Genomic DNA, 12047 nt, shown 5'->3' with positions numbered 1-12047 from the left:
GGGAGGACCTGCATGTCTACCAAGTACGCCCATCACGAGCACCTGGGCCACGTCGTGTTCATCACGGCGGCCGCGGCCATCGGAGGGTTCCTGTTCGGCTACGACAGCGCGGTCATCAACGGCGCGGTCGTCGGGATACAGAAGTACTTCCACGTGGGGCCGGTCCGGACAGGGTTCGTGGTGGCCATCGCGCTGCTCGGGTCCGCCGTGGGGGCGTGGGCGGGCGGCGGGATGGCCGACCGGCTGGGGCGTACGAGGACGATGCAGGTGGCGGCGCTGCTGTTCGCGATCAGCTCGATCGGGCAGATGCTGCCGTTCGCCCTCTGGGACCTCGCGTTCTGGCGCGTGGTCGCGGGCTTCGCGATCGGCATGGCGTCGGTGATCAGCCCCGCGTACATCGCCGAGGTGGCGCCGCCCGCCTACCGGGGCCGGCTGGGCTCGTTCCAGCAGCTGGCCATCGTGCTCGGCATCGCGATCTCCCAGCTCGTCAACTACCTGGTCGTCGAGCTGGCCGGCGGCAACGTGAACAACCCTCTGTGGGCGCTGCAGGCCTGGCAGTGGATGCTGGGCGCCTGCCTCGTGCCCGCCCTGCTCTACCTGGTGTTCGCCCTGACCATCCCCGAGTCGCCGCGCTACCTGATCATGTCGGGGCGCACCAGGAGGGCACGCGAGGTGCTGGCCGAGGTCGAGGGCGAGGACGTCGACCTCGACGCGCGCATCGCGGAGATCCAGCACGTGCTGCGCACCCAGCGCGTGCCGACACTGAAGGACCTGCGCGGTCCCGCGTACGGGCTGCTGCCGATCGTCTGGATCGGGATCACCCTGTCGGTGTTCCAGCAGTTCGTCGGCATCAACGTGATCTTCTACTACTCGTCCGTGCTCTGGCAGTCGGTCGGCATCAACCAGGCCGAGTCGCTGCTGATCAGCTTCTCCAGCTCGATCATCAACATCGTGGGCACGTTCATCGCGATCTCGCTGGTGGACAGGATCGGGCGCAGGCCGCTGCTCCTGATCGGCTCGGCCGGGATGACGGTCGCGCTGGCCACCGCGGGGTGGGCGTTCAGCGCCGCCCGGGTGGTGGGGAAGTCGGTCACGCTGCCGGACCCGCAGGGGATGATCGCGCTCGTGGCGGCCAACGTGTTCGTGCTGTTCTTCGCGCTGTCCTGGGGTGTGGTGGTCTGGGTCCTTCTGGGGGAGATGTTCCCCAACCGCATCCGCGCCGCCGCCCTGGGCGTCGCGGCGGGAGCGCAGTGGATCGCGAACTGGGCGATCACGGTGTCGTTCCCCGCGCTGGCGCAGTGGAACCTGGCGGCCACCTACGCCATCTACGCGTGCTTCGCGCTGCTGTCGTTCCTCTTCGTCGTCAAGTGGGTGCGGGAGACCAAGGGCCGCAAACTCGAAGACATGGGCTAATCTCCGGCAGGTGATAGACGACGTCTTGGGTCCCTCGCTCGACGTGCTGTTCTGCGGCATCAACCCCGGCCTCATGTCCGAGGCCACCGGCCACCACTTCGCCCGTCCGGGCAACCGCTTCTGGCCCGCGCTGCACCTGTCCGGCTTCACGCCGCGCCTCCTGGCGCCTGCCGAGCAGCATCTCCTGCCCTCGTACGGGCTGGGCATCACGAACATCGTCGCCCGCCCCAGCGCCAAGGCGTCGGAGCTGACCAGGCAGGAGCTGGTCGAGGGCGGCCGGACGCTGGCGGCGAAGGTGGCCGACGCGGCGCCCAAGGTGCTGGCCGTCCTGGGGATCTCGGCCTACCGGACGGCCTTCGCCCGCCCCAAGGCCCGCATCGGCCCTCAGGACGAGGTCGTCGGCGGGGCCAGGGTCTGGGTGCTGCCCAATCCCAGCGGGCTGAACGCCCATTGGACCCTGGCCACCATCGCCGATGAGATGGGCCGGCTCCGTGGCTACTTGGCGACGAAGTCCTGGGTCCAGTAGATCCGGCCCTGGGGGTTCTTGGCCGCGCCGACGCCGATGAGGTTGTAGTCGCAGTTCATGATGTTGGCCCGGTGGCCCGGGCTGTTCATCCAGCCCTTGACCACGGAGGCCGGGGTGGGCTGGCCGAAGGCGATGTTCTCCGCGAAGCCCGTCCCTCCGGAGAACCTGGCCCCCCGGATCCGGTCCATGAAGTCGCGGCCGTCCTTGGAGGTGTGGTCGAAGTAGTCCTGCTTCGCCATGTCGGCGGAGTGGCCGAACGCGGCCGCGCGGAGCAGCGGGTCGAACCTGAGCGGCCGGCAGCCGCCCTTCGCCCGCTCGGCGTTGGTCAGCCTGAGGACCTCGTTCTCCAGGGACGTGCCGACCGTGCTCGAGGACGGGGCCGTGCTGGGTTTCGGGGTGGGGGTGGCGGTGGGCGTGGGCGTGCTCACGGGGGCGCAGGCCAGCTTGGCGGCCTTGGACTTGGCGGTACGACCGCGGTAGTCGGTGGCGAACGCGTAGAAGGTGCCCGATTTGCAGGGGAGCGCCAGGGTGACGCGGCCGTTCTTGGTGGCCCCGCTCTTGACGACGGGATCGGTGCCGGGGACGGCGCGCATGATGCGGATGCGCATCAGCGCCGGATCGGCGCAGCCGCGACGGGTGGCGAACGAGGTGATCCTGCCTTTGGTGCCGAGCCGCGGCTTGGCCACGCGCACGCGGCACGAGGCCTCCGACGCAACGGTCGAGCCGCGTGCCGCCGATGAGCCGGGCGACGCCGAGCCCTGTGCCGCCGCCGTGCCCTGGGTTGCCGGTGGGGCCGGCGCCTCTGCCGCGCCCTGCGCCGCGGTTCCGGCCGCACAGCCGGTCGCGGAGAGCGCCGCCAGGGTCAGGAGCCCGCCGAATACCCCAAGGGGTCTACGCATAGGGGGTTGCCTCCCAGTTGGGATAGACGCTGGATGGCTAGGCATTCTGTCGGGACTGAGACCGTTTTGTCATCAAATTGGGGCATTTGCCACATAATTCCAGTAAACCAAAGTGATCGTTGAGGCGTCTGTGCTGCCGCGGCGCGGGCCGGAAGCCTTGCGCTGCCGGGCCTCCCGTCCGCGCCGCCGCCTGAAGGTACGCATCGGGCCGGCGGTCGGTTCGGAGGCCGGGCGTCCTCAGCGGTCCGGCGCGGTGGTACGGCACGGTCGGCTCTGGCGTCCGGTTTAACCGGTTAGTCAATCCGTGAGAGCGCTCGCAGCCCCCACGTCTCGAAAGCGTCACGGCCTATTGACGGCGCCGATTCAGGATTTTACGGTCACGGTACTTATCCGGTTCAGCAGGCGCAGGGCCTGCGACTACTCAAGATCGCTCACCGGTCCCCCAAGTCGAGGCGTTCTTCGCGCCCGGTCTGGGAGCGCTCCCAGACGAGCAGCCGGCCCATCGGGGTGTCGACAAGACGTGCGAACCTTCGCGCCTGGCGCGGAGGAAGGAGAGAAGCGATGCGAAACCGGGCTCGGATCATGATTCCGCTCGCGGCGGCGGGCCTGCTCGCCGCGGCCTGCTCCGGCGGCGGAGCCACGCCGACCCCGCCGGCCTCCCAGCCGCAGAGCCAGGGCGCGGTGGCCAGCGCCAACCCTGACTCGCTGCCCCGCAACGAGACGCTCTACACGACGGGCACCCAGTGGGGCCCGCCGGCCAACTTCAACCCCATCAGGGAATGGGACCACGCCACGGGCACCAAGGGCCTGGTGTACGAGACGCTGTTCCACTATGACGCGACCGCGGGCAAGCTGACCCCCTGGCTGGCCGAGAGCGGCTCGTGGGTCGATGACAAGACCTACCAGGCCAAGCTCCGCCAGGGCGTCAAGTGGTCCGACGGCCAGGCGCTGACGGCCAAGGACGTGGTGTTCTCCTTCGAGCTCGGCAAGATGGAGACGATCCCGTACCACAACCTGTGGACCTGGCTGAAGAGCGTCGAGGCCGTCGACGAGCAGACGGTGAAGTTCACCTTCACCACGGCCAACTACCAGCAATGGGACTTCAATCTCTTCAACCGCTCGATCGTCCCCGAGCACGTCTGGAAGGGCCGCTCGGAGAAGGACGTGCTCGACGGGATCAACGAGAACCCGGTGGGCACGGGCGCGTACACGTTCATCGCCAAGGACCAGGACCGCGTCGTGCTGCAGCGGCGCGACGACTGGTGGGGCAAGTCCGCGCTGAACATGGAGCCCAAGCCGCGCTACATCGTGGACATCGCCACTCCGAGCAACGAGGTCGCGCTCGGCCTGCTGCTGCAGAAGGGCATGGACCTGAGCAACAACTTCCTGCCCGGCGTGGCCAACCTGGTGAAGGGCAACTTCGGCCTGACGACCTACTACAGCGAGCCGCCGTACATGCTGTCGGCCAACACCGCGTGGCTGGTGCCCAACACCACCAAGAAGCCCCTGAACGACCCCGTCTTCCGCAAGGCGCTCGCCTCCTCGATCGACGTCAAGAAGATCGTCGAAGGCGTGTACGGCAACCTCGTCAAGGCCGCCAGCCCGACCGGCCTGCTGCCGCAGTGGGAGCAGTACGTCGACCAGAACGTGGTGGGCAGGTCAGGGTTCGCCTTCGACCCGGCCAAGGCGAAGAAGTTGCTGGCCGACGCCGGTTACAAGGACACCGACGGCGACGGGTACGTCGAGAACAAGGACGGCTCCAAGATCAGCCTGACCATCATCGTGCCGTCCGGCTGGACGGACTGGATGGAGTCGGCCAGGTCCATCGCCGCCAGTGCCAAGACCGCCGGCATCCAGGTCACCCCCGACTTCCCCGACTTCAACGCCCTGGTGGAGAAGCGCAGCAAGGGCGACTTCGACCTGCTGATCAACAACGAGCGGCAGCTGTCGAACTCGCCGTACACCTACTACGAGTACGTCTTCCAGCTCCCCGTCCAGAAGCAGCAGAACACCGTCAACTTCGCCCGCTACGAGAACAAGAAGGCCTGGGACCTGACCAAGCAGCTCGACCAGGTCAAGACCGACGATGTCGAGGGCATGAAGAAGATCATCTCGCAGCTCCAGCAGATCCACCTGGACGACCTGCCGGTGATCCCGCTCTGGTACAACGGCCTCTGGGCGCAGTCGAGCAACCAGGTCTGGAAGAACTGGCCGGCCGCGCAGGGCAGCGCGCCCAAGACTCCGGCCGTGATGTGGCACAACTGGTTCGAGCTGGGCGGCTTCGAGACCCTCACGCAGCTTCAGCCCTCCGGCTCCTGACCCCATCGTCCCCCGCTTCCTCGTACGAGCGGGGGACCCCCATGGGAGACATCACGTGCGTCGATATTTCGGCAGAAAACTGCTCATATATGGGCTGACCTTCTTCGTCGCGGTCACCGTCAACTGGATGATCCCGCGGTTCATGCCGGGTGACCCGGTGGCGAGCATGGTGGCCAGGGCCAACGTCACCCAGCCCGCCGCCGCGGAGGCGATGCGGGCCTACTACACCAACCTCTTCGGCCTCGACCAGCCCCTGATCGCCCAGTACCTCAACTTCTGGGGCGCCCTGTTCAGAGGCGACTTCGGGATCAGCATCTGGCTGTTCCCGACGCCGGTCAGCACCGTGATCGGGAGCGCGGTGCCGTACACGCTGGCGCTGATCATCCCGTCGGTGCTGCTGAGCTGGGTGGTCGGCAACCGGTTCGGCGCGTACGCCGCCCGGCGCAAGCTCCTCGACAACACCGTGCTCCCGGTCGGGTACGTCCTGACCGCGATGCCGTACATGTGGCTGGCCGTGCTCCTGGCCTGGGCGCTCGGCGTGATCGCGGGCCTGTTCCCGGTGGCCGGCGGCTACAGCTTCTCGATGCGGCCGAACTGGTCGTGGGCGTTCCTGCTCGACCTGCTGCACCACTGGACGCTGCCGTTCCTGTCGCTCTTCCTGGTGGCGCTGGGCGGCTGGGCCATCGGCATGCGCAACATGATCATCTATGAGCTGGAGTCCGACTACTCGAACTACCTGTCCGCGCTCGGCGCGCCGGCCAGGCTCATCCGCAGGTACGCCTTCCGCAACGCCGTCCTGCCCCAGATCACCGGCCTGGCCCTGCAGCTCGGCGTGATCGTGGCCGGAGCCCTGGTCACCGAGATCGTCTTCGCCTATCCGGGCCTCGGCAGCCTGATTCTCAACGCCATCAAGAACAAGGACTTCTTCCTGCTCCAGGGCACGTTCCTGTTCATCGTGCTCGGCGTGCTGATCGCCAACTTCATCATCGACATCGTCTACGTCGTGGTCGATCCGCGTACCAGGGCGGGAATGGCGGGTGCGCAGGCATGACGGCACTCCAGGAAGTCGCCCCGCGCGAGCGCGCCGGGATCCGGCGCGAGGCGCTCTACTTCGCGGTCCGCAACGGCAAGCTGATGTTCGGCTTCGGCCTCGTGCTCGTGCTGCTCCTGCTCGGCCTCATCGGGCCCGTGCTGGTCGGCGGCACCCCCAACGAGTACGGCCCCCAGCCCATGAGCCCGCCCTCGGCCGGGCACTGGTTCGGCACCACCACGTTCGGCCAGGACATCTTCCTCCAGTTCGTGTACGGCCTGCGCAGCACCTTCGCCGTCGGCGTGGTCGGCGGCGGCATCGCGGCGGCCATCGGCATGCTCGTCGGCTTCGTGGCCGGTTACCGCGGCGGCATCGTGGACGAGGTGCTCAACATGCTGACCAACGTCATCCTGGTCATCCCCACCCTGGCCGTGCTGCTGATCGTCAACGCGTACCTGGGGATCAGGAGCGTGGCCGTGCAGGGCCTGTTCATCGGCCTGACGCAGTGGCCGTGGGCGGCGCGCGCGATCAGGGCGCAGACGTTCTCGCTGCGTACCCGCGAGTTCGTGGACCTGGCGCGGCTGAGCGGCGCGGGCACCTGGAAGATCATCACCAGGGAGATCGCGCCGAACATGAGCTCCTACCTGTTCATGACGTTCATCCTGCTGTTCGGCGGCGCGATCCTCATCGCCTCCTCGCTCGACTTCATCGGCCTCGGCCCCACCGAGGGGGTCTCGCTCGGCCTGATGCTGCAGAACGCCAACCAGTGGAGCGCGCTCCAACTCGGCATGTGGTGGTGGTTCGTGCCGCCGGGCGCGGCCATCACCGCCGTCGTGGGCGCTCTGTACGTGGCCAACGTCGGCCTCGACGAGGTCTTCAACCCGAAACTGAGGGAGACATGAGCCTGCAGGTCAGCGAGCTGAGGGTGTACTACCGCACGCTCAGGGGCGAGGTCCGGGCGCTCGACGGCATGTCCTTCGAGCTGTCGGACGGCGAGATCCTCGGTCTGGTCGGCGAGTCCGGCTGCGGCAAGAGCACGCTGGGCAAGAGCCTCATCCGCATGGACGGCCGCATGCGCCACGTGGGCGGGCGGGTGGTGCTCGACGGCCGGGAGCTGCCCATCGCCGACGACCGCCGGATGAACGACTTCCGCTTCAAGGAGGTCTCCCTCATCCCGCAGTACGCCATGAGCGCGCTCAACCCCACCCGCAAGCTCCGCAAGATGGTCGGCGAGCTGCTCAGGTCGAGGGGCGCCCAGCTGGACACCGCCGAGCTGGAGCGCCGGATGGTCCAGGTCGGGCTGCCCCGCGAGGTGCTCGACCGCTATCCGATCGAGCTGTCCGGCGGCATGAAGCAGCGCATGGTGATGGTCATCTCCACGCTGCTCGATCCGTCCCTGCTGATCGCCGACGAGGTCACCTCCGCGCTCGACGTCTCCACCCAGAAGGCCGTCGCCCGCGCCCTGCTCGGCTTCCGCGAGAGCGGCTACGTCAAGAGCATGATCTTCGTCACCCACGACATCGCGCTCACCCACCAGATCGCCGACACGATCATGGTCATGTACGCGGGCCGGCTCGCCGAGAAGGCGCCCGCCGACGTGATCGTCAAGGCGCCCCGCCACCCGTACACGAGGCTGCTGCTCGACTCCCTGCCGGAGGTCGGCGTCCGCTACGCCGACCGCAGGCTGGCGGGCATCTCCGGCAGCCCGCCCTCGCTGCTCGATCCGCCCGCCGGCTGCCGCTTCCGCGACCGCTGCCCGATCGCCGCAGACGAGTGCGCCGAGGACCCGCCGCTGGTCGAGCTCGCCGCCGACCACCACGTCGCCTGCTGGAAGGCCTGATGCTGAAACTCGACGACGTCACCAAGGAATTCAGGATCGGCGCCTTCGGCGGCAAGAGCGTCACCGCCGTCAGGAACGTCAGCTTCGAGGTCGTGCCCGGCGAGGTCGTCTCCCTGATCGGCGAGAGCGGCAGCGGCAAGAGCACGATCGGCCGGATGATCCTCGGCCTGAACCCGGTCACCAGCGGCTCGATCACCTTCGACGGGCGCCCCGTGCGCGGCGGCAAGGAGTACTACCGCCACATCCAGGGCATCTTCCAGGACCCGTTCAGCTCGTTCAACCCGGTGTTCAAGGCCGACCGCGTGTTCGCCATGATCAAGGAGGTGTACCACCCGGCCCTCCCCGACCCCGAGTGGGCCGAGCGGGTCGCCGCGGCCCTGCGCGACGTGCGGCTCAACCCCGGCCAGGTGCTCGGCAAGTACCCGCACCAGCTCAGCGGCGGGCAGCTCCAGCGCCTGCTCATCGCCCGCGCGCTGCTGCTGGACATCAAGCTGCTGGTGGCCGACGAGATCACCAGCATGCTGGACGCCTCCACCCGCATCGACGTGCTCAACCTGCTGGCCGAGCTGAAGGCCAGGGGCCTCGGCGTGCTCTACATCACGCACGACCTGTCACTCGGCACCTACCTCGCCGAGCGCACGGTGGTGCTGCGCCGGGGGAGCGTGGTCGAGATGGGCCTGACGGACAAGGTCTTCGGGGACCCGCTGCACCCGTACACGCGCGAGCTGCTGTCGGCCGTGCCGCGCCTGCACGAGGACTGGGCAGACGCGGCGCCCGTGGACACCTGCCTGTACCACCGGCGGGGTGCCACGGGGGAACTGCTGGAGGCCGAGCCCGGCCATTTCGTGGCCTGCGCCAGGCTGGAGACCTGTGCACCAGTCAGACCCTGAACTCCTCGGTGCGGTGCGCGTAGGCGGGCACCGCGGCCCGCATCTCGTCGGTGACCAGGGGCGGCGGCAGCGGCACGATCTCCCGCTCGTGGAAGTCGAGGACGCATTCACCCTCGTCGAACAGCTCCCGGACCGCGCGCAGGCACGGCTCGACCACCGCGCGATCGGTGATCCGCCGGCCGCCCATGCCCCCGCCGTACCGGTCGTACAGCACTTCGTACATCAAGGACGGAGAGAAGATCACCAGCTCCGGCAGCGGGTCGAGGTCGGCCACCCGCGCGGCCCGCACCACCCGGCACGGCGAGCCGGCCCTGGCACGCAGGGCCAGCAGGTGCATCTCCCACTGCAGGTACGCGCTGATCGGGAACTCCACCACCCGCACCCGCCGGACCGGGACGCGGTGGCGGAAATAGTCGGCCACGGGCACCGCCATGCGGTCGGCCAGGGCCAGCGACCGCTCCCAGTCGCCGTCCATCATGGCCCGCCAGCTCGCCACGTCGGGCTCGTAGAAGTGCTGGGCCCGTTCCAGCTTCCACATCGGCTCGGCGCAGGCCGCGTGGTCGCGGTCGAAACCGGCTTGGTACTCCGGCACATCCAGGACGAGGCCGTCGGCGTGGGCGACCGCGGCGAACGGATTGTGACGGCGGGCCGGAGTGCCCTGCTCGGTCATAGGCGTCCCTTCGACTCTGAAGATCCGCCCCGATCATGAGATGACCCCCCGACCCGGTCAAGGCCCAAAACGATCGGGCCCAACGATCTGGACGGCCCTCAGCGGCGGGAGTGGAAGCGCCGGTGGATCGCGCCGAACAGCATGGACCCGATCCACACCACGAACAGCACCTTGAAGATCCCGAAGCCGCCGAAGATGAGCCCCAGCACCATGAACACGAAGAGCACACCCAGGAACGGGTGCGGCCCCCGGTGGTGCCGCCACGGGTGGCCCTGACGGCGCCACTGCCGCCGCATCTGGCGGTGCTGCTCGTGTATGGAGTGCCGCATGTCCCGCTGGGTCTCGCGCATCGACTGCATCTGCCGCCGGTGCGCGCTCATCGCCTCCCGCCAGCCGTCCATGTCGTAGTGGGGGACGGGCTCGCGGTAGCCGGGCGCCGGCTGGTGCGAGCCCGGCAGGTCGGCGGTCACCTTCGCGAGGTCTCGGGCCGTTTTCGAGGCCAGCGCCTGGTCGAGTCGCTCGTCGAGCTCCTCGTGGGTCAGGCGGCCCTGCGCGAAGTGCTCGCGCAGGGCTTCCATCGTCTGCTCACGCTCGGCATCACCGATGCGGAGTTCGTTCGAGTCCATGCCTGCGTCCTCCCGGAGAGAGTGGCTCACTCCTCGCCCGGTTCGCCGTCGGCCAGGATCTGGTAGAGCTTGCGCCGGGTCTCAACAAGAGTCTTACGCGCTTCGCGGATTTGTGCGTCGTTCCCGGTCTGGAGAATCTGCATCATGGCGAACGCGGACTGCCGGGCGATGTGCCAGAGGTCGGCGGTGTTGTCGTCGATGTCCGGCCGCATCTCGTCCCACGGAGCCCGGATCTCGTCCGCGTGGGCCTCGATGTAGGTGCGGCCCTCCTCGGTGAGCCGGAAGGTCTTGCGGCCCTCGTTCTCCTCCGAGATCACCAGGCCCTCGTCGGTGAGCTGCTGCAACGCCGGGTAGACGGCGCCGGGGCTGGGCTTCCAGCCGCCCTCGCTGCGCTCGGCGATCTCCTGGATGATCTGGTAGCCGTTGCGCGGCTCCTCGGAGAGGAGGGCCAGGATCGCGGCGCGCACGTCGCCCCGCTTGGCCTTGCGGCCCCTGCCCCAGCCGCGGTGGCCGCCGGGACCGCCCCAAGGCGGCCCGCCGGGCCCGCCCCACGGGCCGCGTCCCCAGTCGAACGGGAACGGCCCGGGGCCGCGCCGGCCGCGCTGCCGGTGCTCGTGATGGTGGTGGCGGCCCTCACCGAAGGCCTCGGACATGGCCCTGAACGCCTCACGGGCCGCCTGCTTGGCCTCGCGGGCCGCCTGCCGGTACTCGTGCGCGCCGGGCCAGTGCCCGCCTGCTGCTTGTGCGGAAGTCATTTTTCCTCCTATATCGCGATCTGTTCTCGATGCGTCAAAGATATATCGACAGTATGTCGTTCGCAAGCCTGGGGGTTGAGTGAGCTAGATCACGAAAAAGTTGCGGAATCCGGGAACAGGATCGGGGAGGGCCTCGTTGTTCAGAGCAGACGAGGTCGTTCCGCGTCGGCAGGGCTGGGGGGTGCTGTCGCCGCGGAAACGACCTCGTCTGCATTTGCGGGGGTTGGCCCCGTCTCCCCATGTCCTCGCAAAGTCACCTGTCCCGGACAGGCCCCGGGTCCTCGTGGCGGCCCGCCAGGCGGGTCTCACCGCGTAAAGGGATTCTTTGCCGTACAGTCCGGATCATGATGGGGCACACGCATGCGATGACCGGGGCCATCGCCTGGCTGGGGCTGGCGCCGCCTCTCGCCGCACTTCCGCTGCTGAACGAGTCCTCGCGGTTCATCGAGACCGGGATCATGGCGACCGCGATCAGCCCGCCCGAGCTGATCGCCGGGGCGATCATCTGCGCGGGCGCCGCGATGCTGCCCGACCTCGACCATCCGAGCGCGACGATCGCGCAGACGTTCGGGCCGGTCACGTGGGTGCTCAGCAAGGCCGTGTGCTGGATCAGCGGCGGGCACCGCGGGGCGACCCACTCACTGGCGTTCGCGGCTGCGCTGGGGTTCGGCACGCACTGGCTGGCCAACACCTATCCCATCGGGCGCGACATCGTGGTCGTCCTGCTCATCGGGCTGGCCCTGCGGGCGATCGGCGTCGGCATCCCCGGCAACAAGATGGGCTCCGCGCTGATCAACATCGGGCTGACCGCCGGGCTCTACGCCGTCTTCCTCTCGCTCCAGGTGGGGTACGCCTGGCTGGGGCTGGCGGTGGGGATCGGCTGTCTCATCCATGTGGTGGGTGACTGCATGACCGAGCGGGGATGTCCTGTGCTGTGGCCGTTGGGCGCCAAGTTCCTGCTGCCATGGAAGATCGGCATCAAGACGGGGAAGAAGTTCGAGCAGAAGATCCTCGCTCCGATCCTGTCCGTGGCCATCATCGGGCTGCTGTTCTGGCGGCTGGCACCCGTTTAACTTGAT

Annotated in this window: 12 protein-coding genes; 8 read left to right on the top strand and 4 right to left on the bottom strand. The window is 68.4% G+C overall.

The window, feature by feature from the left end; translation table 11 throughout:
• Positions 1-12 precede the first annotated feature (12 nt).
• Both AB0J64_RS01645 and mug read left to right on the top strand, forming a co-directional pair.
• Entirely contained in the window at positions 13-1413 is a 1401-nt protein-coding gene (locus AB0J64_RS01645) for a sugar porter family MFS transporter (protein WP_364018881.1), read from the top strand.
• Positions 1414-1423: 10 nt separating this feature from the next.
• Entirely contained in the window at positions 1424-1939 is a 516-nt protein-coding gene (gene mug, locus AB0J64_RS01640; RefSeq protein ID WP_364018879.1) for a G/U mismatch-specific DNA glycosylase, read from the top strand.
• On the opposite strand, the gene AB0J64_RS01635 is transcribed toward mug, so the two are convergent.
• Positions 1909-2838 (bottom strand): CAP domain-containing protein, encoded by a 930-nt coding sequence (locus AB0J64_RS01635; RefSeq protein WP_364018876.1) that lies wholly within the window; start codon positions 2836-2838, stop codon positions 1909-1911. The two genes, mug and AB0J64_RS01635, sit on opposite strands and share 31 nt — an antisense overlap.
• Before the next feature lie 561 nt (positions 2839-3399).
• Here AB0J64_RS01635 and AB0J64_RS01630 point away from each other — a divergent pair.
• Genes AB0J64_RS01630 through AB0J64_RS01610 form a run of 5 tightly spaced genes read left to right on the top strand, consistent with a single transcriptional unit; the run spans position 3400 to position 8917 of the window.
• On the top strand, positions 3400-5157 hold the full coding sequence (locus tag AB0J64_RS01630) for an ABC transporter substrate-binding protein (protein WP_364018873.1): 1758 nt from the start codon (positions 3400-3402) through the stop codon (positions 5155-5157).
• A gap of 55 nt (positions 5158-5212) precedes the next feature.
• Positions 5213-6208 carry an ABC transporter permease gene (locus AB0J64_RS01625; protein WP_364018870.1) on the top strand — a complete coding sequence of 332 codons (996 nt, stop codon included), beginning with the start codon at positions 5213-5215 and terminating at the stop codon, positions 6206-6208.
• Entirely contained in the window at positions 6205-7089 is an 885-nt protein-coding gene (locus AB0J64_RS01620) for an ABC transporter permease (protein WP_364018867.1), read from the top strand. Before AB0J64_RS01625 ends, AB0J64_RS01620 begins: the two co-directional genes overlap by 4 nt.
• Positions 7086-8027 (top strand): ABC transporter ATP-binding protein, encoded by a 942-nt coding sequence (locus AB0J64_RS01615; RefSeq protein ID WP_364018864.1) that lies wholly within the window; start codon positions 7086-7088, stop codon positions 8025-8027. Before AB0J64_RS01620 ends, AB0J64_RS01615 begins: the two co-directional genes overlap by 4 nt.
• The gene (locus tag AB0J64_RS01610; protein ID WP_364018861.1) at positions 8027-8917 is read left to right on the top strand and encodes an ATP-binding cassette domain-containing protein; all 891 of its coding nucleotides are present in this window, start codon (positions 8027-8029) and stop codon (positions 8915-8917) included. Before AB0J64_RS01615 ends, AB0J64_RS01610 begins: the two co-directional genes overlap by 1 nt.
• Here the strand turns inward: AB0J64_RS01610 and AB0J64_RS01605 are convergent.
• From AB0J64_RS01605 to AB0J64_RS01595, 3 genes are all read right to left on the bottom strand, one after another.
• Positions 8907-9587: a DUF6879 family protein gene (locus tag AB0J64_RS01605; RefSeq protein ID WP_364018858.1), complete on the bottom strand. Its 681-nt coding sequence runs from the start codon at positions 9585-9587 to the stop codon at positions 8907-8909. The two genes, AB0J64_RS01610 and AB0J64_RS01605, sit on opposite strands and share 11 nt — an antisense overlap.
• A gap of 98 nt (positions 9588-9685) precedes the next feature.
• Entirely contained in the window at positions 9686-10213 is a 528-nt protein-coding gene (locus AB0J64_RS01600) for a DUF1707 domain-containing protein (protein WP_364018855.1), read from the bottom strand.
• 26 nt (positions 10214-10239) lie between these two features.
• On the bottom strand, positions 10240-10968 hold the full coding sequence (locus AB0J64_RS01595; protein WP_364018852.1) for a PadR family transcriptional regulator: 729 nt from the start codon (positions 10966-10968) through the stop codon (positions 10240-10242).
• A 344-nt stretch (positions 10969-11312) separates the two neighbouring features.
• On the opposite strand from AB0J64_RS01595, the gene AB0J64_RS01590 reads away from it, so the two are divergent.
• Complete coding sequence (locus AB0J64_RS01590) at positions 11313-12041, top strand: metal-dependent hydrolase (protein ID WP_364018849.1); 729 nt, start codon at positions 11313-11315, stop codon at positions 12039-12041.
• Positions 12042-12047: the final 6 nt, after the last annotated feature.

This window comes from Nonomuraea sp. NPDC049695 (genome assembly GCF_040674955.1).
Taxonomy (GTDB): domain Bacteria; phylum Actinomycetota; class Actinomycetes; order Streptosporangiales; family Streptosporangiaceae; genus Nonomuraea; species Nonomuraea helvata.
Note: the sequence above shows the minus strand (reverse complement) of the source record. Positions and strands in the feature narration are given on the sequence as shown.